This window comes from Haloarcula sp. H-GB4 (assembly GCF_030848575.1).
Classification (GTDB): Archaea; Halobacteriota; Halobacteria; order Halobacteriales; family Haloarculaceae; genus Haloarcula.
In genome coordinates, this window is record NZ_JAVDDX010000002.1 from 83,854 (window position 1) to 108,010 (window position 24,157).

Sequence of the window (24,157 nt, forward strand, 5' to 3'; positions counted from 1 at the left end):
ACCGATATTTGGACATATTACGTATACAGCCGGTTGGTTTCGCTACTACTTAGAACACAACCAGTGATAGGGAGCGCATAATCGATATGTCCCGTCTGGAGTAACAGTAGTACATCCATTATTGAGATTGGGACCGAGTCAGGGCCGTAGTCATATCTCGTACCGAATGGTGTAAGATGGCGATGAAAAGCCGTTCACTCATCATGAATACTACGTATGGACACCGTCCAGCGGCCAAAGCTATGAACTGGCATTTATCGAGTGCAAGCAGGGACTCATGCGTGTTGTGGAGCTAATACGTGCTGCAAACGATTTCGATACGCACTTTGAGTACCCCCTGCCTTGTCTGTCTGTTCCGCAATCACCGCCCGCGTACGGCGCTATTGTCGAAGATCAACTGTTCAATTATCGCCTCCAGAAGACTGTGATACCGTTCGCCGCTTCTGAACACTGGTGTCACGAATAGGTAACGTTCAGTTCGATAACGTTGGCGACTTCCAGTACTTTCTGTGGGAATTCTTCGCGGAACCGGTCGCCACGGAATCGATTTGTCGGCCCCGAAACGCTGATCGCACCGATAATTTCGTTATCGTGGTTGAGCACCGGAGCAGCGACACAGCGGAGCCCTTCGAGACGCTCCTCGTCGTCAAAGGCGACGCCGCGCTCCCGAACGTCGGCTAGCGCTTGCTCCAGCTCCGCTCTGCTACTGATCGACTTGCTGGCCTCCCCGCCGAGTCCGTGGCGGTCGACAATCGCATCAACCCGTTCGGTCGGCATGTGTGCGAGAATCGCTTTTCCCAGCGCTGTCGTATGAAGCGGAACGCGTGTTCCGACGTGGGCCTTGACCTGCACGGCTTTGTCTCCCCGAGCACGGTACAGGTACGACCCGCGGCCGTGTTCTTCGACGAGAATATTCGCGAGCTCGCCGGTTTCTTCCGCCAGCCGGTCAACCTCTGGCTTCGCAATCTCGAACAGCTTTTGCCGGTGGCGGGCGTACGCCCCCAGTTCTAGGAATCGGAGCCCTACCTCGTACACACCGTTTCTATTGACAACGTACTCTTCTTGCTCCAGCGTGCTCAGATAGTTGTGAACGGTACTCTTTGGGATGTCGAGGTACTGGGCCAGTTCGGTGACGCCGGCTCCGTCGAGATCTTTCAGTGCGTCAAGCACCTCGAACGTTGTCTCGGCGGATTTAACTGGGTTTTGAGCGGTCTTTGCCATACCCGGTCATGCACGCCCTCATACTAAACAGTTGTTCAAACATCTGGGACAGAGCCGCGGCCTCTACGGCACACTGGTTTTTCTCACGGCATATCGATAACAAACCACCGCACACTGAGGCACGTACGGTCCGGCCAATTGTCGTAGGTAGATATATCCGTGGAGCGTGCAGTCAAACGGAGGGATGGCATAACTTCGTCGGCGCAAATCCCCCACAGCAGACCGACACACAGGCACGCAATCGAAACTAGGTGAGAGCCGAGCACGGTATCACGCTGTGAAGCCCTATGTGAAGCGGCTCCCAGAGGGACCGCAGTCCCACCCCCGGGCCGATAGCCGCTCAGACGACCGTAACTGAATTTTTCAGTGTTCCGATGGACTCGATATCGATGGTGACCTCGTCCCCCTCCTGCAGCGTAAAATCGTCGTCGGGAACGAGCGAGGTCCCGGTAAGTAGCACTGATAGTTCGGGGACCGCATTGTGCGCGGTGTAGTACGAGACGAGTTCCTCGCAGGTGCGTTTCATCTCGCTGGTGTTGGTCTCCCCGTGGTAGACACGGTCTCCGTCGCGGTGGATCGACATCGAGAGCGCCAGTGAGTGCGGGTCTTCGATGTCCGTGACGACGGCCGGGCCGACCGAACAACAGCGGTCGTACACCTTCGCCTGAGGGAGGTACAGCGGGTTCGCCCCCTCGATAGACCGACTGCTCATGTCGTTGCCGACGGTGTAGCCGACGATTTCTCCCTCGTAGAGAACGATCGCGAGCTCTGGCTCGGGCACGTCCCAGTCAGAGTCGGCTCGGATGCCGACCGCTTCGCCGGGGCCGACAGTCCGATTCGGCGTCGATTTGAAGAAGATCTCCGGTCGCTCCGCGTCGTACACGTCAAGGTACATCTCCGGCGTATCGCTTTCCTCTGTCCGTGCTTCTTCGCTGATCTGGTACGTGACGCCAGCGGCCCAGACTTCGTCGGCGGTGACGGGATCGGTAGCAGTAGCTTCGAGTCGCTGTTCGGACACCACCGTAGCGGCATCAAGGTGGCGGGCGCTGAGTTCATCCGGTGCGGTATCCGCAATCGAGGCCGACTTGAGGAGGTCACGGAACGTTCGAAGCTGCGGTTTGACGCTGGTCAAATCGTACACACCATCCCCAGTCTCGACCGCTAACCGCTGTGAGTTCCCGTCACGTAGCTGGTAGTACCTCATACAGAGTTGCAAACTGCAACACTACATGAATCTTGTGCTGCCAACAGTCTGCTTCCTGCCGTCGGCCGGCAATCTGTTTCCCCTCAGGCGAATTGCCGTTCAGTAATACGGAACATTACGGATGACAGACGTACATACGTTATTCTGCTATCCCAGTGGGCATATCGTGAGACACATACTCACCGCTCCCAAGCCCAATTCTGTAACGGAGGGTGCTGGTTGTAGTACGGTTCCGTGTAAGACCGCCGTTCAGTAGTTCAGCTCATATCCGATACACGATTATTGAACTGAGATCAATGCGACTCCCGCTCTGTTACCATCCGTTTAATATGCATTTCTAAGAGCCACAAACCACATCTGGATTGGCACATGATTTTGCACGCACCATCTGTGTTTTACAACCACACTCGACCTTTTGGCATCCAATCTCGTATAAGTGGGTATATTTTTCAGCTTCTGTCCCCGAGAACCCTCTATACAATCCTGTCTCTTCCAACTTCTATTCAGACGCCTGAAATATGCGAACAGTGTCTCGCTTTCCATCTGTCGAATCTACTTCGGTAAGGCCACAGTCTGTGAACACCGCGTTCCAGTCCCGGTAATAAAGCGGGACGTTGTCGTCGACGTAGTTTACTTCACCCGGGTCGCCGCCTTCGTTCTCGACGGTGATCAACAGGTCATCTACGATCCGTGCCAGTTCCTCGAACGCCCAGTCGACGTCTGGATGGAGGTGCTGCAGTGTTTCGACAGAGAAAACGACATCATACGTGTCGTCCGCGACATCTGTAACGAACTCCTCGATAGCCATCGCGTGGAACGAGCCGGTGGCTGCGAGGTCGGGGTACGTCTCAGCAAGGACGTCTAACGCATCGGCGTTGATATCGACGCCGGTCAAATCCGAGTAGCCAGCGTCAGCCAGCGCAGCGAGATGCCGCCCGGAACTGCAGCCAACCTCCAGCACAGCCGCGTCCTGCTCGACATGCTCTGCGAGTATTGACTGCACCAACTCACTCGTCTCGTCCGCTCCATAGTAGGCATAATACGCGGGAGAGTATTCGCCGGACCGCTCGGCCCATTCCTCCCGAATGTCGGTAGAGTCCACGGTGAAGTCGGGAGGGGAAGACGGAAAGTTCTGCCGGATCGGGTGTGGCGACGGTGGTTCGACCGAAAGACGCAACAGCCACCCAGGCGACCGGTATGCCATGGTCTGGACAGTGATGCCGGACTTCGAGGGGTACGACGAGGCCCGCGAGCAGTTCACCTGGGACCTTCCGTCGTCGTACAATCCGGCAGTCGATTTTCTGCACAAACACGATGACTCCGACAGGGTGGCACTCGAACAGGCGTATCCCGACGGACGGCGCGAGCAGTACACCTTCCGCGAACTGGACGAACTATCGGACAGACTTGCGGCGGGATTGGCCGGGCTCGGCGTCGAGGTCGGTGACCGGGTCGGCGTCGTCGTGCCACAGAAGCCACAGAACCCGATCACACACCTAGCGAACTGGAAGCTGGGAGCCGTGTCGGTTCCGCTGACGGTCCTATTCGGGACAGACGCGCTCCGGTATCGGCTGGACGATGCTGGGGTGACCGTCGCCGTTATCGATCCAGCCGTGCGCGACGATATCGATGCGGTCCGGGACAACTGTCCGGCGCTGGAACACGTCATCGAGATCGAAACCGACGCGCCGGCTGGTGATGTCAATGCCTTCGAGGACGTGCTCGCCGCGTCGGAAAACACCGATATCGAACCCTACGACTCCACGCCAGACACCGACACGGCGATACTGTACACGAGCGGCTCGACGGGACCCCCGAAAGGCGTCCGGCACTCACACGCGCTGTGGCTCGGACGAGCCGCGGCGGCGTACAACTTTTTCGACCAGGGGCTGGGACCGGACGCGACGGTCTGGACGCCCGCGGACTGGGCCTGGGGCGCGGCGCTCGGGGGAACGCTCTTCGCGACGTGGCATCACGGCGGGACCATTGTCGGCTACCCCGCCTCGGGGTTCGAAGCCGAGGCGGCGTTTAGCCTCCTTTCCGAGTTCGATATCACCCGGTCGTTCATGCCGGCCACTGCCCTCCGAATGCTGATCGACGTCGAGAACCCAACGGCGACGTACGACCTCGCCATCGAGACGTTTGCCGTCGGCGGCGAGTCGTTGACGCCGGAAATCGTCGACTGGGTGGCGGAGACGTTCGACTCGGTCACCATCAACGAGTTCTACGGCCAGACGGAACTGAACCTCGTCGTCGCCAATAACTCGAACTGGTTCGACACCGAACCCGGCAGCATGGGCAAGCCATTGCCAGGATACGACCTGGCGATTCTGGACCCTGACGCCGCCGACCGCGGTGTTGCTGAGCCTCTTTCGACCGGCGAACTCGGCGAGATAGCGCTGCGCCCTCACGACCGTTCGGTGTTCTTCGACGAGTACTGGAAGCTGCCAGAAAAAACCGCAGCCAAGGAAGTCGAGGGCTGGTTCGTCACCGGCGACCTGGCCCGGCAGGACGACGACGGCTACGTCTGGTTCAAATCGCGCACAGATGACGTAATCATCACCAGTGGCTACCGCGTCGGGCCGATGGAGGTCGAAAGCGCGATTCTCAAACACCCCAACGTGGTCCAGGCCGGCGTCATCGGTGTTCCGGACGACACGCGGGGCGAAATCATCAAGGCGTACGTCGAGACGTCCGGAGACGGGCCGGACCACGAGACGCTCCGGACAGAAATCCAGTCTGTCGTCCGAGAGACCCTTGCCGAGTACGAGTACCCTCGCGAGATCGAGTTCGCCGAGACGTTACCACAGACGACGAGCGGGAAGATCCGGCGAACGGAACTGCAGGAGTGGGACGCCGACGACAGTGCCGGCGAGTCGTAGCCTCCGGTGCCGTCATCGGTAGCTGTATACTGGCCGAGGTCAGTGAGTTATTCTGGTCTTCACTCACTTCAATGAGAAACCGACCTCAATATGCGAGACTGTGGGGTATATTAGGCCGGTATCGAATTTTGGACCATATTTGAGTTATATTTGACCCTTTTACAGTTATGAATATCGAGAACATAGAAGCAGATAGCGAAAGGTAATTAGAAATCACCTTTTCGGATCGCTGCTGGACTCTATCTCGCTTCGAATATCTCTAATACCGTAGTACCTCAACAGGCGATAGGAACGTCAGATCCCTTCAGCGACCAGGATCAAGCCTGCGCGGCTGGAGGCGATCGCTTTCGGCGAAAACACATATAATACGACTGTTTGCGGGTCGTAACTGCAGGTATGAATGGAACGGACAGCCAGGATGGCCCGGCGTTCGGACGCGGGTAATCCCGTTTGCCTCCTCCACCCCGCGACCCCACGAGCGACGGGTGTTCGATGGTCCGCTGCTCACTTCCGTGCCTGGCGGAGTGCCATCGTTTAACCACGTGGGCGCACCCCTGCAGGTGCGACCACGCCGACCGCCGTCCCCGTGGGACGAGGCTTCCACGTTAGCTCACGGGGTCCACGTCCGTCAGACCGGACGCCCCCGGTGTTCGGTCCCCGCTCAAGACCACAGTGCGGGCAAGGAGGGGGGCCTAGCCCCCCGACCTAGTCCATCTGAAAGTCCGCCGCCGCCCCATAAGGGCCTTTCGGATGCGCCCACAGACCGCTGGACGACGCGCCGGTGGACAGACCGGCCTACAGCAGGTCCAGCGCCCGCGCGAACCACGTGCCCCCAACCGGTATGAGCATGCCCGCGAGGACGACACCCCAGCGATGGTACTCCATCAGCGTTGACTCGGTCAGCCCCAGCACGAGGCTCTCGGGGACGGTGACTGCCCAGAGAACACTGAGGGCGACGATGAACACGCCCATACCGATGCTTGCGCCCGCCGCGACGCTTGGGTCCGACCGACCCTCGCGGCCAGCCGCCAACACGATGATGCAGACCAGCGCGAATACGCCCGGCAGCAGCGGGGAGAGCGCCCCCGAACTGTAGTACGCCCCGACGGCACTCGCTGTTTCGACGAGGCCGTACGGGACTGCGAGCACAAGGAGATACAGAACACACCCGACGATGCCGATAGTCGGAGCGAGCCGCAAGTCGTCCATATCGTCGCTCGGTCCGGCGGCGTCTTAACAGCGACGTTCGAGCGAAACGAGGAAATGTCGCCTCGCCGTAGCCGTGGCCATGGGACTGGGTTCCACCGCGAAAAAGATACAGAAGGTCGCCGACATCGCTGAGGATCTTTACAAGAAGGTCAACGAGCTGAAGACACAGCTCGAGGACTTGCGGAGCACTGTCGACGAGACGAATACTCGCGTCGACGGAATGGAGCAGGAACTGGCCGAACAGCGCGCGCTCATTGAGGCACTCGCCGAAGAACGGGGCGTCGACACCGAGACGGTCGTGGCTGAGGTCGCCGTTGACACCGATAGCGACACAGCTGAAGCGGTTTCAGAGTAATCCCCTGACTGCGGCACCATCGCGCGGCGGAACCGGTTGGTTTAAACCATAACGTCATCATACCATTGTACGTAGGGCGCTTAGCTCAGCTTGGACAGAGTGCTTGGCTTCGGACCAAACCGTCGGGGGTTCAAATCCCTCAGCGCCCGTGACTTTTGCACGAACGACACTGAATGCTGAGGAGCGTCGGCTGAGGGATTTGTATCAGGGAGGTGCTTGCTCCGACGTGGTTCAAACCCCTCAGCGCCTGTGTTCCGTGGCGAGCAAGTCGATGAGCAGTAACAGGGCCCTCTGAGGAAGCACCGTTTCTACGCGAACAACAGTGAGCTGTCCGTCCTGCTTTGCGGGAATCGAATACGGAAAGAACCGGCACAGAGATTCCGAACCACATGGAGCGTCACACAGACTGGAGAATGTCGGTGGATGTCGGTGTGTTGCGGACTTTCGCGATGGGATTGCGCCAGGTGGATCAGTCGTCGGCCGGTTCCACGACGCCTTCGAGTCCGGCCATCTCCAAACCGCCGCCGATGGTCCGGTTCGGGTACGGGATGTTGATGTCTTCCGCGTCGAACCGTTCCTTGACCGTCTTGACGTATTCGGCGCGGGTCTTGACGAAGTCCGCCCGGTTCGGGTCCTCGATCCAGATGCGTGACTGGAGGCCGACGGAGGAGTCACCAAGTTCGACCAGCCGAACGGACGGTTCGGGGTCGTCCATAATCTCGGGGTGGTCTCGGGCCTCCTCAAGAATTATCTCCGTCGCCTTGTCGATGTCGTCGTCGTACCCGATGCCGAACAGGAACTTCAGTCGAAGCTGCTCCTTGGCGACAGGGTTCTTGATGACGCCATCAGTTAGATTCGAGTTCGGAACGGTCAGCAGTTCGTTATCGAAGGTCCGGACGCGGGTAACACGGAGGCTAATGTCCTCGACGACGCCGGAGTTGCCATCCCACTCAATCCAGTCGCCGATCCGGAACGGCTTGTCGGTGTAGATGAACACGCCGGCGACGAAGTTCTGGAGGACGTCCTGCATCGCGAAGCCGATAGCCAGCGTCGCCGCTGCGGCGATGGTTGCCAGCGACTGCAGGAAGTTCCCGTATTCGGCCATCCCGAAGGCGACAGAGATGGCGACGAACACGATACCGATGCTGACGACCTTTTTCAGTGGTCGCCGAGCGTGGGTATCGAGGTCGCGTGACTTGAGCGAGCGGTCGACTATAGGCAGGACAATCGCCTTCCCCAGAGTGTAGACGAGGACGAAGACGACGACGAAAACCACCGCTGAAGCGATGGAGCCGGCGGCTGGGACGCCGAATCCGTTGAGCAGGTCCGCGAGGGGCTGGACTTGCATCATTTCTCAAATACCGCGGTGTGACCACGGACCTGAATCACGGTAGCGTTGACCATCTCAGCTAGGTCGTCAGCGAGTTCCTCTGCTGTTGTGCCGCCCCGGGACGACCGGAGGAACTTCACCTTCACGAGGTCCGTGTTTTCCAGTTGATCGTCGAGTTCGTCCGCGACGGATTCGATGCCGTGTTTGCCGACGCGGAGCGTCGCGTCAAGGTCGTGTATTCGCGACTGTCGAGAAGAGTCACTCATGTACACGGTTTAGCAAGGACAGCCCCTTAAAACCAGTAGTCGTAAAGAATCCTCAGTCGTACGGGTAGCGGGACTGTGACCCACAGTCACACGTAATGACGACGTGGCCGGACTGGGTTCGAGACCGGGCGTTGTGTCCGTGCAAGAGGTACGTGTCGCAGGCGTCACACGTCGACCGCTCGAACGACCGCGGCAGGCGCAGGCGGTGGCGTTCGGCGACACGCCGAGCGCGCCGGACGTACGACCGGGCGCGTTCCTCGTTACCGGCTTGGACGGCCTCGCGAGCGAGCGACTGAAGACGCTCAATCCGCTCGCGGGCGATGGTCGCCTCGTCCGTCATTGGCGGTACTGGGTCGGCGGCGGGAAAATGCCTTCCGAACGAGCTAGCAACTTCGATATCACGCTCTGGGTACTTTCTGGCTGTTCTGAACTTTTCTTTGGGACGCAAATACTGCCAATCATGTCCCCTCACAGGGAAAGTCGATAGGATTTTCGGCCCCGACGGAGTTGCCCGAGACGTGCGCGTCCTGAATTATCTCGAACTGGCCGACCGCCTCAATCGGTCGGGCATCGGCACCGCCGTGAACCACCAGCGCGCGGCGCTGTCCGAAACCGACATTGAGGTCGAGACGACGCCATGGCAGGAGGGACATCCGGCGTGGGCACTTGGTGGCAATCTCGCGTTCAATGACCCGATGTTCCGCGAGTTCGATATCGCCCACTGCAACATGATCGGACCGGGCTCCGTCGCTGTGGCCCGGTACGCGGCACAGGCGGATATCCCGCTTGTCCTGCACGCCCACGTCACCCGAGAGGATTTCCGGGATAGCTTCCGCGGGTCGAACCTGATCGCGCCGGCGCTGGGCCGCTACCTCCGGTGGTTTTACTCGCAAGCCGACCTCGTACTCTGTCCCTCCGAGTACACGAAAGGTATCCTCGGATCGTACCCAGTCGACGCGCCGATACGGCCGATGACAAACGGCGTCGACATCGACGCGCTGGCGGGCCATGAGGACATGCGCGGGGACTACCGGCGGCGCTACGATCTGGACGGGATGGTCGTCTTCGCCGTCGGCAACGTCTTCGAGCGCAAGGGGCTGACGGCGTTCTGTGAACTCGCACAGGAGACGGAACACGACTTCGCGTGGTTCGGCCCCTACGACGCCGGGCCGCAGGCCTCCAAGACTGTTTCCCGGTGGGTGAACGACCCGCCCGAGAACGTGACCTTTACCGGATGGATAGAGGATATCCGCGGTGCGTTCGGGGCCGGCGACGTGTACCTGTTCCCGACGAAGGCCGAGAACCAGGGGATCGCCGTGCTGGAGGCGATGGCCTGCGGGAAGGCGGTCGTCCTCTCGGACATTCCGGTGTTCCGGGAGTACTACGAGGACGGCCACGACTGTCTCATCTGCGCCGACGAGTCCGAGTTCCGCGAGGCGCTGGAGCGACTCGCCGAGAACCCCGACCTTCGTGAGCGGCTTGGCGAGAATGCCAAGGAGACGGCTAGGGAGCACAGCTTAGACCGGGTCGGCCGGCGGCTGGTCGAGACGTACGAAGAACTGGCCTGAGTGGCGTTCGAAGCCGGCAGTCGTTACGCTGAGATCGGTTCCGTTTCCACAGATGCTGACGGCGAGCGACGCCAGACGACCGCGACCAGCGACGCGCCAACCAGCACCAGCGCGCCGGCGACGGCGAACGCGAGCAGGAAGTCGTAGCCGCCGAGCCAGCCGCCGAGTATCGACCCGACACCGCTCGCGAGCCCGGAGATAGCGGTGTACAGCCCGAGCGCCTCGCCGCGAATCGCCGCCGGGGCAAGCTGAGTGACGACGCTGGCCGCGGTAACGGCGATGACGGCCCAGGCGACGCCGATGAGGGCGAACACGACACCGTTGACAACTGTCCCGACGAGCGTCGCCGACAGCAGAAGTCCCACGACGGCGACGGCCGGATGGAGCGCCGCGCGGGCGAGCAGACTCCCGACTTGGAGCCCGCTCGGGTCGTACCGCTCGGAAAGCGCACCGGCGCGGCCGTACCACAGCGCCGACCCGACACTTGAAATGAGATACAGCGCGAAGACGAGTCCCGATTCGTAGCCGAGCGTCCGCGAGAGATACAGCGGTAGCGGTCCCCAGAACACGCCGAAACCGGTACAGAAAGCGATGACGGCGACGAAATAGATAGTCAGCGACGGGGAGAACCGAGCCGCGACTTCTCGGGGGTGTATCGACCGCGTGAGCCAGTACAGCCGGCCCGGACCGACCGGGAACGTCGCGCTCCGGACCGGCAGCCGGCGCGACCGGGCGATGGCTCGCGCCACCCGACTGGCCCGCGGCCGGTTGAGTTCGTCGGGGTCAGCCGGCAGCCACTTCGCCGCGAGAAACGCTGACAGACCGACTGCGGCCGCACACAACCACAGTAGCGACTGCTGGGCGGCAATCTCGCCGAGTGGTCTAGAGAGCAATGCCGTCCACACAAGTCCGAGGACCAACCCACCAGCCCAGCCCCAACCCTGGTAGCGGTTCAGGATGGCGAACCGCGCCGGCCAGTCCCGCTCGACGGTTCCGGCGGTGACAAGCAGTGTCAGCACCGGTGCGGCAGCGCCAGCCGCGAACCACAGGAGACCGTTACCGACGATGACAAGCCACGGCTCCTCCGTGAGCGAAACGAGCACCAGCGCGAGGGTCGCCAACCCCAGTGTGAGGAGGACGAGCGACCGACGCCTCCCCGTTTTGTCGGCGATGCGGCCGAAAATGAGTGCCCCCGGCGCACCCGCAGCGGCGGCCACCCCGGCGAGGACGCCTAGCATGAACGTCTCACCGCCGATAGCGACGAAATACAGCGGCACGAGCAACGAGCCCGCGCCCAGCGCGACCGATGTGAGGGCCCAGGCGTATAGCCAGCCGTCCCGATCCATTATCCACAGTCCATCACGGTCCCTGAAAAGAACTCTGGCACCTGCCGGCGGGTGACAGCTGTCTGACTGGTGGCTTGCCAATGGCAACGGTTTAACGCCTGGTCCTGCTACGCCGCGGCGATGACACTGCCGCACGTCGCGACGTTCACCGACACGTACTTGCCGACCGTCAATGGGGTGACCTATACGGTCCAGACGTGGCGGGACCGCTGGCGCGACCGCGGCGGTCGTATGGGCGTGGTCTATCCGAAAAGCGACCACGACCCGTCCGAGAACGAGTACCCCGTCCGGAGCCTTCCGTTCCCGTTCTACGAGGGGTTTCGGCTCGGGATGCCACAGATACCGAAGGGCGTCCGCGATGCCGAACTGGTCCACGCCCACACGCCGTTTAGCCTCGGGATGGCGGGCCAGCGACTCGCAGGAAAGCTCGATATCCCGTTCGTCGCGTCGTATCACACGCCCACGAGCGAGTACGCCGAGTATGTCTCCTTCAACGGCGCTGTCGAGTCAGCGGTCCGCTCCAGCGCCGAGAGCTACGAACGCTGGTTCCTGGGCCGCGCTGACACCGTTATTGCGCCAAGCGAGCGCGCAGCGACCCACCTCCGGGAGTCTATTGGTCTTGATACAACGGTGACGGTCGTTCCGAACGGCGTTGACACGACCGTGTTCGAACCGGTCGACACGACCGCGTTCCGGGACCGCTACGCCCTCCCCGACGGCCCTATCGTCGGCTACACCGGCCGCCACGGCTACGAAAAGTGCCTCGAAGACATCATCACCGCCTGCGAGGGACTGGACGTGACCGTCGTACTCGGCGGCGACGGTCCGGCCCGTGAATCCCTCGAAGCGACAGCCGAGCACAGCGACGCCGACGTGCGCTTTCTCGGCTTTCTGGACCGTGCGGAGCTCCCCGAACTGTATTCGACGCTCGACGTGTTCGCGTTCCCCAGCCCCGTCGAGACGCAGGGGCTGGTCGCGCTGGAGGCCAACTGCTGTGGGACGCCCGTCGCCGGTGTCGACGCCGGCGCACTCAGCGACACCATCGAGGACGGCGAAACCGGCTACTCCTACGACGAAGGCGACATCGATGGCTTCCGCCGGGCTATCGAGCGCGTCCTCAACGAGCGGGAGCACCTTCGAGAGCGCTGCCTTGCCCGGCGGGACGTTATCAGTGTCGAGCACGCCATCGACAAACTGGCCGACGTGTACAACGGGGTGCTGTAGCTGTCGCCGGCACAGCGCCTGAGTCGCGCATCTCAGGCCCGCGAGTGCGACCAGCCGATACCGAAGGCGAGCCCGTTGAGCGTTCCAAGCAGTATCCCGAGATAGAAATCCCCCAGTGACACGGCCAGTATCAGGCCGGCCCCGATGCCCAGCGCCAGCCCCTTCAGGACCGTCGGCCAGTGGAGCCAGCTCAATCGGCCGTCAGCAGCGTCGCTCATACGCCTTCTCAGGCCGCCGTCGAGTAAACTGTACCCCTTCGTCACGCCTGTTCGTGCTGGTCGAGGGTGGACTGCCGCTCCGCCAGCGCATCGATTCGGTCGTCGACAGCTGGATGCGACCGGGGTAACACACATTCGGTGACTGTTCGCCAGCGGTGAGCAAGGCGTTCGGCCCGTCCCTCCGGCGGGGTCCGCTCGTCGGCCGCAATGGCGTTCGGGACCACACAAAGCTCTCGGACACCGGTCTCGGCGGTTCGGATGTCTGTGTCCGGGCGCTGGTCGTCTGTCAGCGATTCCAGCGCGCTGGCGAGTGCCGCCGGGGAGCCACAGATGGCGACGCCGCCCGTGTCCGCGGCGTACTCCCGGATCCGTGAAAGGAGTCGATAGCAGGCCGTGCTGGCGAGATACAGCGTTGCCGTGACGGGTATCGCGATGACAGCAAAGAGCAGCATCACGATTTGAATGTTCCCGCCAGCGAACCACGTCCCGTCCCGGTCGTCACCGCCGAGGAACCAGTGACAAAGCCCCGAGTACTGCACTGTCTTCCCGAGCGTGCGAGTAAACAGCGCGCTGACGGTTGGAAGAAACGCGGCCGCAGTCATGACGAACGCGTCGCCGTTCTTGAGATGGGCCAGTTCGTGGGCGATAACGGCGTCGAGTTCCCGGTCGTCGAGTCGGTCCACGAGCGCCGTGGTCACGAACAGCGTCTGCTCGCCGGGCCGACTGGCGACATAGCTGTTGGGCGTCTCCGAGTCGATAACTGTCACGTCCGGTGTCGCCATGTTCGCGGTCTGTGCCAGCCGGGCCACCCGTTCTTCGATGCGGTCGGCGGTTTCGCTGCGCCGTATCTTCGCCCGCATCTCATCGACGGACTCGGGATCGGATGCTCTGGATTCGGTTGCGCTCGTCCCAGCATCCCGGAGCGTCATCCGGTAGCCGTAGATGGACTGAACGGCAAGGACGAGCGGCGTCCCGACGAGGACAACGGGCCACAGCGGCACGATATCGAACCCCATTGTCCAGAACAGCGTCCCGGTGTCGTACCCGACCAGCGGCAGGAGGCCGACCGCAACATGGCCGAGCACGTATGCGACACCGACAGCCACGGCGTCGAAGGCAACGAGCACCACTATAAGCGCGATGAGACGTGCACGGAGGGACCACGTCGTGGACTGGAGGGGAGGCATAATTGTCTGTTCGTCATGACGAACAAAAAGTGTACGGAGGGTTCGGGCCCGACCTCAGGCCACCGGCCCGGGTGATTGCTCACTCGCGTGCTTATGCCAGTGCGCTGCCGGCCCGGATGATCTCACGTTCGCCGAACGCCGGCCCCACCAACTGGAGCCCGACTGGCAGTCCGTCGTCGGTTTCGCCGGCCGGAACGGAGATCGCCGGAAGGTTTGCGAGGTTCACCGGCGTCGTGTTGGCGTCGGCCAGATACATCGTGAGCGGGTCGTCGAGGCTTTCGCCGCGTTGCATCGGCGGGACGGGCATCGTCGGCGAGGCGAGCACGTCGGCGTCATCAAGCGCCTCGTCGAAGTCCTGCTTGACCCACGCGCGAGCGTCTTGGGCCTTCTTGTAGTACTTATCGTGGTAGCCCGCCGAGAGGGCGTACGTGCCGAGGAGAACCCGGCGCTTGACCTCCTCGCCGAAGCCCTCCTCACGGGCGTTCGCGAAAGACTCGTTCCAGTTGCCGTCGTAGCCGCCGGACTGTCCGTACCGGACGCCGTCGAACCGCGCGAGGTTCGAGGACGCCTCGGACATGGCGATGACGTAGTACGCCTCGACAGCGTGTTCGACCGAGGGAAGGTCGACCTCGTGGTAGCTCGCACCCTGGGCTTCGAGGTCGTCCATGGCATCCCAAAACGTCTCGACGACCTCCTCGTCGGCCCCGTCGAGCAGTTCCGTCGGAACGCCGATAGAGAGCCCATCGACGTCGCCGTCGGCGGCCGCCGCGTAGGGGCCGTCGCTCTCGGGCGCTTCCTGCGTTGTCGCGTCGTGCTCGTCCGCCCCTGCGATGACATCTAGCAGTTCCGCAGCGCCTTCGACGGACGGCGCGATAGGGCCGATCTGTTCGAGGCTGTTAGCGTAGGCGATGAGGCCGTACCGGGAGACCAGCCCGTAGGTCGGCTTGATGCCGACGACGCCACAGAAGGCGGCCGGACAGCGAATGGAACCGCCGGTGTCGCTTCCGAGCGCGAGGTCGGCATCGCCGGCGGCGACGACGGCTGCCGACCCACCGGAGGAACCGCCCGGAACACGACCCTCAGCGGCGGGGTTCTCGACGGCCCCGAACGCCGACGTTTCGGTGGTCGTCCCCATCCCGAACTCGTCCATATTCGTCTTGCCGGGGATGGTTGCGCCGGCATCTTTCAGTCGCTCGACGACCGTCGCGTCGTACGGCGGCACGTAGTCGGAAAGCATCGCCGAGCCACAGGTCGTCCGGACGCCTTCGGTTGAGATGTTGTCCTTGACTGCGACGGTCTTACCCGCCAGCGGACCGTCGTCTGCGCCCTCGATGGTCTCGTCGGTGACGTAGCCGTTGTACGCCGTCATTTACGACACCTTCGGCCCTTTGAACTGCCCTTCTTCGGTATCGCTGGCGTTCTGGAGCGCCTCTTCCTGTGAGAGGCTCTCCCGTGTTTCGTCGGGGCGCATCACGTTCGAGAGTTCGGCCTCCCGCTCCGTCTCTGGGACATCGTCGAGCGCTTCGAACGCGTCGAGAATGTCGGCAAATTGCTCAGTGAACCGTTCGATCTCGTCGTCTGCGAGGTCGACACGGGCGAGGTCGGCGACGTGCTTGACCTCCTCGGGATCGACGGCGGGGTCGCTCATGTCGGGCCCGAGTGCTGGATGCGCGGTAAGCGTTTCGAAACACCGGGCATACTTATAGACCTATTAACAATTAGTGAAGGGAATACACAAGATTTGCCAACTCTTGTTTTCCGTTCCGAAAATTGGACTTCTGAAACAGACAAAAGTTTTAAGTCGCCGTAGATACAACAATTGGTTACAACACGTTTTTCGGGTACGATACCCGGTTGTCCCACCCCCCAACAAATGACCGATACCAGCATCCGCCGATACTCGAACGAGCGCGAAACGGAGACAGAGCAGACGGAGGAAGAAGAGTCGGAGACACTCGTCTGTCCGGAGTGTAGCGGGGCGTTACTCTCCGACAGCGAGCGCGGTGAAACGGTGTGTGAAGACTGTGGGCTGGTGGTCGAGGAGGACGAGATCGACCCCGGTCCCGAGTGGCGCGCGTTCGATTCGAAGGAGAAAGACGAGAAATCACGCGTCGGCGCACCGACGACGAACATGATGCACGACAAGGGCCTGTCGACCAACATCGGCTGGCAGGACAAGGATGCCTACGGCAACTCCCTGTCCTCGCGCCAGCGTGAGAAGATGCAGCGTCTGCGGACCTGGAATGAGCGGTTCCGCACCCGCGACTCCAAGGAACGCAACCTCAAGCAGGCCCTTGGTGAGATTGACCGGATGGCTTCGGCGCTCGGGCTGCCCGAGAACGTTCGTGAGACGGCCAGCGTCATCTACCGTCGCGCACTTGACGAGGACCTCTTGCCCGGCCGCTCCATCGAAGGCGTCTCGACAGCGTCGCTGTACGCCGCCGCGCGACAGGCCGGCACACCCCGTTCGCTCGACGAGATTGCGGGCGTCTCCCGTGTCGAGAAAGACGAAATCGCTCGTACATACCGCTACGTCGTCCGCGAACTCAGCCTCGAAATACAGCCGGCTGACCCCGAGAGCTACGTCCCGCGGTTCGCGTCGGATCTCGACCTCTCGGAGGAGGTCGAACGGCGCGCCCGCCAGCTCCTCCAGAACGCCAAGCAAGAGGGTGTCCACTCCGGGAAGTCACCAGTCGGCCTCGCCGCCGCCGCCGTCTACGCTGCCTCGCTGCTCACCAACGAGAAGGTGACCCAGAGTCAGGTCAGCGAAGTCGCCAACATCTCCGAGGTCACCATCCGCAACCGCTACCACGAACTGCTGGAAGCAGAGGACAACATCCACCCCTAACTGGTATCGTAACCTAAACCACCGACTGTACCGTTCAGTCGGTATGGAGACCACTCGGCATTTTGTCGCGACAGTCTACGCCGTCAGCGACGGTCGCGTCGCGTTGCACGAACACGATAAACTGGATATGTGGCTGCCCGCCGGCGGCCACATCGACCGCGACGAACTGCCCCACGAGGCCGCGCTCCGCGAGACACGCGAGGAACTGGGCCTCGACGTTGACCTGATCGCTCCACAGCAGGACATCGAGAGCGAGACGGTCCGTTCCATCCCACAGCCACAGCACTTCCTGCTCGAAGACATCAACGTCAACGCCGAGGGCGAGGTCGGCCACCAGCACATCGATTTCATTTTCTACGGCCGGGCAGAGAGCCGCAACATCACACCGGGGACGGGCGAACAACCGGCCGACGACTGGGAATGGTTCTCTGTTGACGACTTACAGAAGAGCGAGGAACTCCCTGCAGATGTCGTCGAGGTCGGCCAGCAAGCAATCAATGCTGTCGAAGAGTGACTTACGCCTCAGCGACGCCCCAGTCGATGTTGGCCCAGAGCCGTTCCCACACGTAGTACAGGGCCGTCTTAGCGATGGCCGCCGAAAGCCCGATTTTCGCAGACGAACCGATTTCACCGGTAAACAGGAAGGCGATACCGAACACGACGCTGGTCGCGAACAGTCGGTAGCTCACGGCTTTGGCGACTGACCGCCGGTGTTGCGTCATTATCGTTCACCCCACTGTACTGGCGGAGATTCGATAGGGTGGCGTCCAACCCGCATACTTGTCATTCAAAATTAACTATCTGGGCCAGCCACTAAAGTATAATTACATATCATTACTTCTCGGTAACGACTTCGGTGACGGCGTCTGGGTCAGTCCGCGAGCGATTCGACGTACTGCGTGACGTGATCGTCCATCCGGCGCTTGTAGCCGGCCTGTCGGGCTAGACGGTCGAGTTCCCGAGCGGCCAGCGAGCCGTACTGGGCGGCCTTCTTGTCCCGGTCCGCAATCTCGTCCGGGAGCGAGTCCCGGGCCGCCGCCCGGAGCGCGACCTTGCGCGTCTCGCCGTCGACGAGCAGGTCGCCGTCCAGTCGAAGCGCGGCGTCGACGACGCGGTCGTGCAACAGCGGCGTCACAGGCTCGACGCCGGCGGCCCGCAGTGCAAGCACGTCCCGCTCTAACTGGTCGGGGAGCGAAGCGACGACCTCTCGCTGGGCTCCGCGGACGGTGTCGGCCTCCACACGGGGGTCTTCGGGAGCCTTGGCGACTTTCGCGTAGCCGCCGAACAGCTCGTCGGCCCCCTGTCCGAGCGCGAGCCGGTCAAAGCCATCCGCCGCGACCCGTTCGGCGGCGAGGTACAGCGGGAGCGCTATCTGCACGTCCATCGCGTTCACCCGGTTCGTCGCGCGGGCGATCTCGGGGACCGCCCGCTCGATGGCGTCGTGGGTGAGTTCGACCACGCGGACCTCGGTTCCCAGCAGGTCGGCGGCCGACTGCGCCGCCTCGACGTCGTGGCTGTCCGGGAAGCCGGCGACGTACAGCGGCGCGTCGAGTCGTGCCGCGAGCAGCGCCGAGTCCACACCGCCGGAGAACGCGATTGCGAGGTTCTCGGTGTCGACGGCGTCGATGCTCGTCTCGACAGCAGCACGGACCCGCTCGACTGCCGTTTCGTGGGTATCGAACGGGTCCGGCGACGGGAGCGAAAAGCGGCGTCCGTGGCCCCCCTCGTCGCGGACGTACCCAGCGGGAAACGACTGCGGGTCGGCCAGTGCCGTCGGGTCGTGGCTCCACTGCTCGGGGTCGAGCCGCTCCCCGTCAGAAACAGCACGCTCCACGAACAGTGGGTACCGCCCGAGAACGTCACGGACGAGCGTCCCGTCCAGTTCGCCCGCGAACCCGCCAGTACCTGGGAGCGCGTCGCCGCTCGCGAGGGCGTCGGCGACGGTGTCCGGATCGGCTCCCTGCATCACTGTAGGAGCTCCGCGATGCCGTTCTTGACGCGCCGCTTCGCCCCGCCGGCGGCCTGCCGGAAGCTGATGCGCCACGGCGTCCGCTTACCCTCGACGGTCGTCTTGCCTTCACGGATGGCGTCGAGGATTGCCTCGACCGTTTGCTCGTCCGTACCAACGTTGGTGACCGCCTGCCCGACCATCTCCGCGATGTGGGCGTCGCTGCCGGCGGTCATCGGCAGCCCCTTTCGGCGAGCGAACCGCTCGGCCTGCCGGTTCGACCGCCCGGTCAGCAGCCGTGAGTTGTACACTTCGATAGCATCGGCGGTCGCGAGTTCGGCCTTCGAGATGTGTTCTAACACGCCGTGGCGGGACTCCTGAAACGGATGGGGAACGACCGCGAGCCCGCCCTGGTCGCGAATGCGGTCAAGCGTCTCGTCGAACGGGAGGTGTGGCGGAATCGCCTCCTGAATCCCCAGCGCGAGGACGTGTCCGGCGGCACACGTGACCTCCATCCCGGGAATTCCGACGAGGCCGTACTCCGGGGCGAGTTCGGCTGCCCGGAGACTGGCGTCTATTTCGTCGTGGTCAGTCACGGCCAGCGCGTCCAGCCCGACGCCGCTGGCCTGCTCTAAGAGGAGCTCGACCGGGTCCCGGCCGTCGTACGACAGCGACGAATGCGCATGTAGCTCAACCGACTGCACAGGTAGCGATAACGGGGGGCAGGGCAAAAACGCCCCGGTCCGCCCCAGTGCTCACAGAGAACAAACCGGCCGCCGTGTCCATGGCGGCCGAATGCCCGAAGGAACGCCCATCTGTCCCACGAGACTGAGCGTGTGTTTCCCGACGATACGACCGTCAATCGACGGTCGCATGTAGCAATTACCGGTACGCAGGAATCAGTGGTCCCCCCCAGCTTGGCGGGGATTAAAGTAGGGCTGACCGCCCCGGCTCAGTCAGCTGAACTCCCGCTCGCCACCGAGTTCTCACCGGTGTCAAATGGCGGCGGCCCGTGGACCTCAGTGTCTTCTAGGTAACACTGCGGGTCCGGGGCGAACAGGTCGTCTTCGATGGTGAGCGCCCGGAGCCGGGACGCCCCACGGCAGACCCCGGCATAGCGGCAGTCTGCACATTTGCCTGTGAGATGCTCTTCGCGGTTCCGGAGCGCCGAAAGCAGCGGGTTCGACTCGTCCTCCCAGATGTCGCCGAACGAGCGGTCGCGGACGTTCCCCAGCGAGTACCCCTGCCAGAACTGCGTGAGGTGGACGTTGCCCTGGTAGTCCACGTCGGCGACACGTTCGCCGGTCGGGTCTCCGCCGTTGACCCGCAGGTACTCGTATACCCGCTGGGCCTGCGCATCACTCATGTGCTCGCGGGCGTACTCCACGAGGTAGGCCGCGTCGGCGTAGTTCCCGACCAGTAGCGTCTCGATTACCTCTCCACGGTCGTGGTACTTGCGGGTCATGTCACAGACTCGCTTCACCGCCTGTCGGCGGTCCTCGGGTGTGAGGTCGGCGTCGACAATCTCAGTCCCGCGACCGCCGTAGTCCAGATGGTAGAAACAGAAGCGGTCGACGCCCACGTCGGTCAGCAGGTCCACGACCCCCTCCAGATCCGCGGCGTTGCGCTCGGTGATGGTGTACCGGAGGCCGGTCTTCAGTCCCGCGTCGAGACAGTTTTCGATTCCCTGGACTGCGCCCTCGAACGCGCCGTCAACCCCACGGAAGTCGTCGTTTCGCTCTGGCAGGCCGTCGACGGAGACGCCGGCGTATTTCAGCCCAGCGTCTTTCAGCGACTGGGCGCGTTCTTCGGTAATGAGTGTCCCGTTGGTCGAAAGCACCGGTCGGACACCGACCTCGTTCGCGTAGGTGACCAGTTCTTCGAGGTCGTTGCGGACGAGCGGCTCGCCGCCGGAGAACAGTACCACCGGCGCGCCGTAGTCCGCGAGGTCCTCAAGCAGCGCTTTCCCTTCCGCGGTCGAGAGTTCCCCGTCGGCGATTTCCGTGTCCGCGGCGGCGTAACAGTGGTCACAGTAGAGATTGCACTGCTTGGTGACGTTCCAGACGACGACGGGCCGGCGTTGCTTTTCGTCCCTGATCTGGCGTTTGGTCGACTCGTTTGCCGCGTCGTACCGGAGACCATCCCCTTCGGCGTCGAGGTCACAGAGCAGTTTCGAGACCGAGATCATCGGTTTTCACCCCGGAGCGTCTCCGACTCCATTTCGTCGACGCTCATGGTTTCATCGGCCCCCGTTTTCCCCGCTCCGAGCGTCGCAGCATCCGTCTGGTAGCGGTGCGTCTCGTCGGCGGGACACAACCACAGTGTGACGGCCGTGCGCGCGAACAGCGACGCTGCTTGCTCTCTGGCGATGTCGGCGGACGGCGCACTGACACTGCCGACGTGGGTGAGTGGGTCCGCCGTATCCTCACGGACGAACACCTCCCACTCGCGACTCGTTGCGCCGCGTGGGGCGTCTACCTCGTGGTCGAACTCTTCCATATCCCCCTGTTAGACTCCCCAAGAAAAACGGGACTAGCGTGTTCTCAGCTACTGGGAACTACGACAGTCCTCGCGGTTGTGAAGCGGCGATAGCCCCATTCGAGAGGATCAGAGAGCAAAACAGCACAGCCCGGTGTCCGAGCCAGGCGGCCCTCACTCGGCTTTTTCGGCGTTACAGAGCGTCTGGGTGTCCACGCCCCCGAGACGGTGGGTGGATGGACAGACCAGCAATTCGATATAGCAGTATCTGATTTATCGCGGGGTCGAACCGGTGCCCTGCGAAAGGAGCACAGACTTTCGACTCCGGCCGAAACGTGCTGGGAAAAGACCGGTCAACTCACTCAGCTATCGAAACGCCGTCTTATGCTTCGTAGCCGGCGTAGTCCATCAGCTGTTTGAAGATATCGGTGTCCATCGCCTCTTTGTAGACGACACCAGTGATCATCCCACCGGGGTAAGAGGTCCCGTTCATCGCGTGGCTCACCTTGTGACAGTGCGCGAGGTAGATACCGGGGTCGGCGTCGGCTTCGAACTCGATCGTGTGCCGACCGGCGGGCGGGATGCTGGTGACGTCTTGTTCGTGGCGGGCGGCTTCCGGAATCTTCCCGCCGTCCTTGTGGGTCACCTGGAAGCGGTGGTTGTGGATGTGCATCGGGTGATCCATGTACCCGTTATTACACATGTGGATGCGCACCGTATCGCCCTGCTCAACGATGATCGGCGAGCCATCCTCCGGGTGAAGCGTCCGGGGTGCCGACTTGCCGTTGACGGTGAACGTGTCGGGGCGACGGTTACGAACGTCGTAGTTGGCGTCCATGCCGGCCATCTGCCGGTTCAGCCGGGAGTCCCACTCCTTCAGCGTCATGAAGTACTCCTTGTCGGCCGGTTCGTACCCCTTCGGGTCAACGCGGAAGATGCCGTACATCCCCATGTCGATGTGACGATGGGTCTGGTAGTGGCAGTGATAGAGATGCGTGCCCGTCACGTTCGCGGGGATGGTGTAGGTGTGTTTCTCGCCGGGGTCGATTCGGATACCCGTCGTCGTCGGGACTCCGTCGTCTTCCCACTGCTTCTGGACGGCGTGGAAGTGGACCGTGTGCGGGCGCATGCCGTCTGTGTTGTCGAAGGTGACCTCCATGTCCTCACCCTCCGTCGTCCGGAGAATCGGCCCGGGGACGCTCGGTTCGCCGTCGTCGGCCTTGAACGCCCACACCTTGGGCAGTTCGACGGGGCCGCCCATCGACCCGCCGGGATGGGCTTCGTGTTTAGCTGGGACAGAGGAAAGCGTCACTTCACCACCCTGCTCGTCGACGTTGACGATCTCTGGCGGCGACGTGGTCGGGAGGTCGCTGTCGGATTGTGCTGGGGTTGTACTGGTGTCGACTGACTCTTCGGTTGGAACCTCACCTGGAGCGGTACAGCCCGCAAGCGCGACCGTGCCACCGAGGCCGGAGGCTTTCACGAAGTCACGACGGGAGATGCCCGATCCGGGTGCGCCGATCTGATCTTCCATAAGCAATTGGGGGTAAGACACCACAGTATAAACCCCCAAAGGCAGTTCTCAGACCGGCAGAAGCGTTCTCAGTTACTGGGAACCAGGCCACGGTTACAGATAAGTCCCCCATATATTGCGTGCTGTGTGGCGGAAACATCGGCTGTGTCGGGCGGTAAGCGCTCCGAAGTCGGTTACATTAAACGTCTTGGGCGGGCAGTGTCGGGCAAGGATGGTCCGGGACCCCTTCGCTGACGAGGAGACGCCGGAGTTACAGGCGGTCCTCGACGCACTCGACGATGAGGACTGTCGCGCCATTGTCAGCGTACTGGAGGAACCGTTGACGGCGAGCGAGATATCCGACCGGAGCGGCGTACCGCTATCGACGACCTACCGAAAGCTCGAACTACTGACGGAGTCCTCGTTGCTGTACGAGGGTGTCGAGGTCCGGTCGGACGGCCAACACGCCAGCCGATACGCGATTGATTTCGAGGAGGTCGTCATCAGTCTCGACGAGGAACTGTCGCTCACCGTCGACATCTCACACCGCGCTCGGACGCCGGACCAACGGCTCGAAAACCTCTGGTCTGAGGTGCGAAAGGAGACATAACCATGGTACACATCCCAAGTTCACAGATTGGCATCGTCGTCTCGAAGACACTGATTCTCATTCTTGGTGGACTGATTACGTACTACTCGTATCAGGCGTACAGCCGGACGAAAAGCCCCCAGCACAAGTGGCTCACATACGGGTTCGGGGTGGTGACCCTCGGTGCGTTTGCCGGCGGTGTCCTCGACATCGCCGTCGGCAGGTATCTCGGTCAAGACCTGCTTCCGGTGGGCGTCTTCACGTCGAGTTCGCTGACGGCCATCGGCCTGGGTATCATCCTGTACTCGCTGTACGTTCGATAGCGACTACGTAGCGTATCTGCGCGGCGATCTCTTCGTCTCTTGTGTCTCGATTTTGTCGGAGGAGGCAGCTTCCGTGTAGCGTCGTGTCAGTGGTATTCTCACCGACTGGAAACGCTACGGACGGTATATCTATCGCGACGTGTCAATCAGAGCCATGCTTGGCGCGAACGCAGTGTTGTTAATCAGGATAAAGACAGTCACGCTGTTCTGTGGTGTGATACTGACGACGTTGACCTACCGCGCATACCGCCGCACGCAGGCACCGGCGATGCGGGCGCTCTGCTTCGGAATGGGGTTCGTCACACTCGGCGCAATACTTGGTGGCAGTCTCCATCAGCTCGTTGGGATGCCGGTGACACAGAGCGTCACCGTCGAGGAACTGTTTACCGCTGCTGGGTTCTCTATTCTGACTTACTCGGTGTACACTGACCAGCCGACGAAATCCTGA

26 protein-coding genes, 1 tRNA gene, 1 other RNA gene and 1 pseudogene are annotated in these 24,157 nt (G+C 62.2%); 10 read left to right on the plus strand and 19 right to left on the minus strand.

What is annotated here, in order from left to right; translation table 11 throughout:
- Positions 1–456 precede the first annotated feature (456 nt).
- From RBH20_RS08770 to RBH20_RS08780, 3 genes are all read right to left on the minus strand, one after another.
- Positions 457–1,221 (minus strand): IclR family transcriptional regulator, encoded by a 765-nt coding sequence (locus RBH20_RS08770; RefSeq protein ID WP_306707698.1) that lies wholly within the window; start codon positions 1,219–1,221, stop codon positions 457–459.
- Positions 1,222–1,561: 340 nt separating this feature from the next.
- Positions 1,562–2,425 carry a fumarylacetoacetate hydrolase family protein gene (locus RBH20_RS08775; protein WP_306707699.1) on the minus strand — a complete coding sequence of 288 codons (864 nt, stop codon included), beginning with the start codon at positions 2,423–2,425 and terminating at the stop codon, positions 1,562–1,564.
- Positions 2,426–2,924: 499 nt separating this feature from the next.
- Positions 2,925–3,527 carry a bifunctional 2-polyprenyl-6-hydroxyphenol methylase/3-demethylubiquinol 3-O-methyltransferase UbiG gene (locus tag RBH20_RS08780; RefSeq protein ID WP_306707701.1) on the minus strand — a complete coding sequence of 201 codons (603 nt, stop codon included), beginning with the start codon at positions 3,525–3,527 and terminating at the stop codon, positions 2,925–2,927.
- Positions 3,528–3,627: 100 nt separating this feature from the next.
- Here RBH20_RS08780 and RBH20_RS08785 point away from each other — a divergent pair, with 100 nt between their 5' ends.
- Entirely contained in the window at positions 3,628–5,307 is a 1,680-nt protein-coding gene (locus tag RBH20_RS08785; RefSeq protein WP_306707703.1) for an acyl-CoA synthetase, read from the plus strand.
- 403 nt (positions 5,308–5,710) lie between these two features.
- Here the strand turns inward: RBH20_RS08785 and ffs are convergent.
- Together ffs and RBH20_RS08795 are read right to left on the minus strand one after the other, a co-directional pair.
- An RNA gene (ffs, locus tag RBH20_RS08790) (signal recognition particle sRNA) lies at positions 5,711–6,023 on the minus strand.
- A gap of 79 nt (positions 6,024–6,102) precedes the next feature.
- Positions 6,103–6,516, minus strand: a complete 414-nt coding sequence (locus RBH20_RS08795) for a hypothetical protein (RefSeq protein WP_306707705.1) — start codon at positions 6,514–6,516, stop codon at positions 6,103–6,105.
- A 79-nt stretch (positions 6,517–6,595) separates the two neighbouring features.
- Here RBH20_RS08795 and RBH20_RS08800 point away from each other — a divergent pair, with 79 nt between their 5' ends.
- Positions 6,596–6,871 carry a DUF5798 family protein gene (locus tag RBH20_RS08800; protein ID WP_306707707.1) on the plus strand — a complete coding sequence of 92 codons (276 nt, stop codon included), beginning with the start codon at positions 6,596–6,598 and terminating at the stop codon, positions 6,869–6,871.
- Positions 6,872–6,945: 74 nt separating this feature from the next.
- A tRNA-Arg gene (locus tag RBH20_RS08805) sits at positions 6,946–7,020 on the plus strand.
- Between the two features lie 320 nt (positions 7,021–7,340).
- On the opposite strand, the gene RBH20_RS08810 is transcribed toward RBH20_RS08805, so the two are convergent.
- From RBH20_RS08810 to RBH20_RS08820, 3 genes are read right to left on the minus strand one after another with little or no spacing between them, the layout of a single operon-like run.
- Positions 7,341–8,219, minus strand: a complete 879-nt coding sequence (locus RBH20_RS08810; protein ID WP_306707709.1) for a mechanosensitive ion channel family protein — start codon at positions 8,217–8,219, stop codon at positions 7,341–7,343.
- Positions 8,219–8,467 carry a YhbY family RNA-binding protein gene (locus tag RBH20_RS08815; RefSeq protein WP_306707711.1) on the minus strand — a complete coding sequence of 83 codons (249 nt, stop codon included), beginning with the start codon at positions 8,465–8,467 and terminating at the stop codon, positions 8,219–8,221. The genes RBH20_RS08810 and RBH20_RS08815 overlap by 1 nt, the downstream gene beginning before the upstream one ends.
- A 52-nt stretch (positions 8,468–8,519) precedes the next feature.
- On the minus strand, positions 8,520–8,807 hold the full coding sequence (locus tag RBH20_RS08820; protein WP_005538431.1) for a ribonuclease P protein component 4: 288 nt from the start codon (positions 8,805–8,807) through the stop codon (positions 8,520–8,522).
- 178 nt (positions 8,808–8,985) lie between these two features.
- On the opposite strand from RBH20_RS08820, the gene RBH20_RS08825 reads away from it, so the two are divergent.
- Positions 8,986–10,035 (plus strand): glycosyltransferase family 4 protein, encoded by a 1,050-nt coding sequence (locus tag RBH20_RS08825; RefSeq protein WP_306707714.1) that lies wholly within the window; start codon positions 8,986–8,988, stop codon positions 10,033–10,035.
- A 23-nt stretch (positions 10,036–10,058) separates the two neighbouring features.
- Here RBH20_RS08825 and RBH20_RS08830 read toward each other — a convergent pair.
- Positions 10,059–11,666, minus strand: a pseudogene (locus RBH20_RS08830) (MFS transporter); the annotation flags it as partial.
- Between RBH20_RS08830 and RBH20_RS08835 the strand changes: the two are divergent.
- Positions 11,559–12,605 carry a glycosyltransferase gene (locus tag RBH20_RS08835; RefSeq protein ID WP_373567954.1) on the plus strand — a complete coding sequence of 349 codons (1,047 nt, stop codon included), beginning with the start codon at positions 11,559–11,561 and terminating at the stop codon, positions 12,603–12,605. The pseudogene RBH20_RS08830 and the gene RBH20_RS08835 sit on opposite strands and share 108 nt — an antisense overlap.
- Before the next feature lie 32 nt (positions 12,606–12,637).
- Here RBH20_RS08835 and RBH20_RS08840 read toward each other — a convergent pair whose 3' ends face one another.
- From RBH20_RS08840 to gatC, 4 genes are all read right to left on the minus strand, one after another.
- Positions 12,638–12,823 carry a hypothetical protein gene (locus RBH20_RS08840; protein ID WP_306707718.1) on the minus strand — a complete coding sequence of 62 codons (186 nt, stop codon included), beginning with the start codon at positions 12,821–12,823 and terminating at the stop codon, positions 12,638–12,640.
- A gap of 41 nt (positions 12,824–12,864) precedes the next feature.
- A complete protein-coding gene (locus tag RBH20_RS08845) occupies positions 12,865–14,010 on the minus strand; it encodes a M48 family metallopeptidase (protein WP_306707720.1) in 1,146 nt (381 codons plus the stop codon).
- A gap of 91 nt (positions 14,011–14,101) precedes the next feature.
- Positions 14,102–15,379 carry an Asp-tRNA(Asn)/Glu-tRNA(Gln) amidotransferase subunit GatA gene (gatA, locus tag RBH20_RS08850; RefSeq protein WP_306707721.1) on the minus strand — a complete coding sequence of 426 codons (1,278 nt, stop codon included), beginning with the start codon at positions 15,377–15,379 and terminating at the stop codon, positions 14,102–14,104.
- The gene (gatC, locus tag RBH20_RS08855; RefSeq protein ID WP_004956920.1) at positions 15,380–15,658 is read right to left on the minus strand and encodes an Asp-tRNA(Asn)/Glu-tRNA(Gln) amidotransferase subunit GatC; all 279 of its coding nucleotides are present in this window, start codon (positions 15,656–15,658) and stop codon (positions 15,380–15,382) included.
- Positions 15,659–15,883: 225 nt separating this feature from the next.
- Here gatC and RBH20_RS08860 point away from each other — a divergent pair, with 225 nt between their 5' ends.
- Positions 15,884–16,858 carry a transcription initiation factor IIB family protein gene (locus RBH20_RS08860; protein ID WP_306707724.1) on the plus strand — a complete coding sequence of 325 codons (975 nt, stop codon included), beginning with the start codon at positions 15,884–15,886 and terminating at the stop codon, positions 16,856–16,858.
- A 43-nt stretch (positions 16,859–16,901) separates the two neighbouring features.
- On the plus strand, positions 16,902–17,372 hold the full coding sequence (locus tag RBH20_RS08865) for an NUDIX hydrolase (RefSeq protein ID WP_306707726.1): 471 nt from the start codon (positions 16,902–16,904) through the stop codon (positions 17,370–17,372).
- Between the two features lies 1 nt (position 17,373).
- Here the strand turns inward: RBH20_RS08865 and RBH20_RS08870 are convergent, their stop codons facing one another.
- The 6 genes from RBH20_RS08870 to RBH20_RS08895 form a co-directional block, all read right to left on the minus strand.
- Positions 17,374–17,580: a DUF2061 domain-containing protein gene (locus tag RBH20_RS08870; protein ID WP_306707728.1), complete on the minus strand. Its 207-nt coding sequence runs from the start codon at positions 17,578–17,580 to the stop codon at positions 17,374–17,376.
- Positions 17,581–17,729: 149 nt separating this feature from the next.
- A complete protein-coding gene (locus RBH20_RS08875) occupies positions 17,730–18,824 on the minus strand; it encodes an asparagine synthase C-terminal domain-containing protein (RefSeq protein WP_306707730.1) in 1,095 nt (364 codons plus the stop codon).
- Positions 18,824–19,510: a PHP domain-containing protein gene (locus RBH20_RS08880; RefSeq protein ID WP_306707732.1), complete on the minus strand. Its 687-nt coding sequence runs from the start codon at positions 19,508–19,510 to the stop codon at positions 18,824–18,826. Before RBH20_RS08880 ends, RBH20_RS08875 begins: the two co-directional genes overlap by 1 nt.
- A gap of 248 nt (positions 19,511–19,758) precedes the next feature.
- Complete coding sequence (locus RBH20_RS08885; protein WP_306707734.1) at positions 19,759–20,994, minus strand: TIGR04347 family pseudo-SAM/SPASM protein; 1,236 nt, start codon at positions 20,992–20,994, stop codon at positions 19,759–19,761.
- Complete coding sequence (locus tag RBH20_RS08890; protein ID WP_306707736.1) at positions 20,991–21,305, minus strand: Htur_1727 family rSAM-partnered candidate RiPP; 315 nt, start codon at positions 21,303–21,305, stop codon at positions 20,991–20,993. Before RBH20_RS08890 ends, RBH20_RS08885 begins: the two co-directional genes overlap by 4 nt.
- A gap of 361 nt (positions 21,306–21,666) precedes the next feature.
- The gene (locus RBH20_RS08895; protein WP_306707738.1) at positions 21,667–22,818 is read right to left on the minus strand and encodes a multicopper oxidase domain-containing protein; all 1,152 of its coding nucleotides are present in this window, start codon (positions 22,816–22,818) and stop codon (positions 21,667–21,669) included.
- A gap of 211 nt (positions 22,819–23,029) precedes the next feature.
- On the opposite strand from RBH20_RS08895, the gene RBH20_RS08900 reads away from it, so the two are divergent.
- The 3 genes from RBH20_RS08900 (at position 23,030) to RBH20_RS08910 (ending at position 24,157) form a co-directional block, all read left to right on the plus strand.
- A complete protein-coding gene (locus tag RBH20_RS08900; RefSeq protein ID WP_004516178.1) occupies positions 23,030–23,407 on the plus strand; it encodes a helix-turn-helix domain-containing protein in 378 nt (125 codons plus the stop codon).
- 2 nt (positions 23,408–23,409) lie between these two features.
- Positions 23,410–23,709 carry a hypothetical protein gene (locus tag RBH20_RS08905; protein ID WP_306707742.1) on the plus strand — a complete coding sequence of 100 codons (300 nt, stop codon included), beginning with the start codon at positions 23,410–23,412 and terminating at the stop codon, positions 23,707–23,709.
- 154 nt (positions 23,710–23,863) lie between these two features.
- Positions 23,864–24,157, plus strand: coding sequence for a hypothetical protein (locus tag RBH20_RS08910; protein ID WP_306707744.1), 294 nt, complete (start codon positions 23,864–23,866; stop codon positions 24,155–24,157).

Excerpts from the sequence above, each read along its gene's own strand:
- RBH20_RS08845 (WP_306707720.1), bottom strand. The coding sequence starts at position 14,010 with ATGCCTCCCCTCCAGTCCACGACGTGGTCCCTCCGTGCACGTCTCATC.
- RBH20_RS08875 (WP_306707730.1), bottom strand. The coding sequence starts at position 18,824 with ATGCAGGGAGCCGATCCGGACACCGTCGCCGACGCCCTCGCGAGCGGC.
- RBH20_RS08885 (WP_306707734.1), bottom strand. The coding sequence starts at position 20,994 with ATGATCTCGGTCTCGAAACTGCTCTGTGACCTCGACGCCGAAGGGGAT.
- RBH20_RS08770 (WP_306707698.1), bottom strand. The coding sequence starts at position 1,221 with ATGGCAAAGACCGCTCAAAACCCAGTTAAATCCGCCGAGACAACGTTC.
- RBH20_RS08860 (WP_306707724.1), top strand. The coding sequence starts at position 15,884 with ATGACCGATACCAGCATCCGCCGATACTCGAACGAGCGCGAAACGGAG.
- RBH20_RS08905 (WP_306707742.1), top strand. The coding sequence starts at position 23,410 with ATGGTACACATCCCAAGTTCACAGATTGGCATCGTCGTCTCGAAGACA.
- gatA (WP_306707721.1), bottom strand. The coding sequence starts at position 15,379 with ATGACGGCGTACAACGGCTACGTCACCGACGAGACCATCGAGGGCGCA.
- RBH20_RS08840 (WP_306707718.1), bottom strand. The coding sequence starts at position 12,823 with ATGAGCGACGCTGCTGACGGCCGATTGAGCTGGCTCCACTGGCCGACG.
- RBH20_RS08870 (WP_306707728.1), bottom strand. The coding sequence starts at position 17,580 with ATGACGCAACACCGGCGGTCAGTCGCCAAAGCCGTGAGCTACCGACTG.
- RBH20_RS08900 (WP_004516178.1), top strand. The coding sequence starts at position 23,030 with ATGGTCCGGGACCCCTTCGCTGACGAGGAGACGCCGGAGTTACAGGCG.
- RBH20_RS08820 (WP_005538431.1), bottom strand. The coding sequence starts at position 8,807 with ATGACGGACGAGGCGACCATCGCCCGCGAGCGGATTGAGCGTCTTCAG.
- RBH20_RS08890 (WP_306707736.1), bottom strand. The coding sequence starts at position 21,305 with ATGGAAGAGTTCGACCACGAGGTAGACGCCCCACGCGGCGCAACGAGT.
- RBH20_RS08795 (WP_306707705.1), bottom strand. The coding sequence starts at position 6,516 with ATGGACGACTTGCGGCTCGCTCCGACTATCGGCATCGTCGGGTGTGTT.
- RBH20_RS08910 (WP_306707744.1), top strand. The coding sequence starts at position 23,864 with ATGCTTGGCGCGAACGCAGTGTTGTTAATCAGGATAAAGACAGTCACG.
- RBH20_RS08775 (WP_306707699.1), bottom strand. The coding sequence starts at position 2,425 with ATGAGGTACTACCAGCTACGTGACGGGAACTCACAGCGGTTAGCGGTC.
- RBH20_RS08800 (WP_306707707.1), top strand. The coding sequence starts at position 6,596 with ATGGGACTGGGTTCCACCGCGAAAAAGATACAGAAGGTCGCCGACATC.
- RBH20_RS08815 (WP_306707711.1), bottom strand. The coding sequence starts at position 8,467 with ATGAGTGACTCTTCTCGACAGTCGCGAATACACGACCTTGACGCGACG.
- RBH20_RS08865 (WP_306707726.1), top strand. The coding sequence starts at position 16,902 with ATGGAGACCACTCGGCATTTTGTCGCGACAGTCTACGCCGTCAGCGAC.
- RBH20_RS08785 (WP_306707703.1), top strand. The coding sequence starts at position 3,628 with ATGGTCTGGACAGTGATGCCGGACTTCGAGGGGTACGACGAGGCCCGC.
- gatC (WP_004956920.1), bottom strand. The coding sequence starts at position 15,658 with ATGAGCGACCCCGCCGTCGATCCCGAGGAGGTCAAGCACGTCGCCGAC.
- RBH20_RS08895 (WP_306707738.1), bottom strand. The coding sequence starts at position 22,818 with ATGGAAGATCAGATCGGCGCACCCGGATCGGGCATCTCCCGTCGTGAC.
- RBH20_RS08810 (WP_306707709.1), bottom strand. The coding sequence starts at position 8,219 with ATGCAAGTCCAGCCCCTCGCGGACCTGCTCAACGGATTCGGCGTCCCA.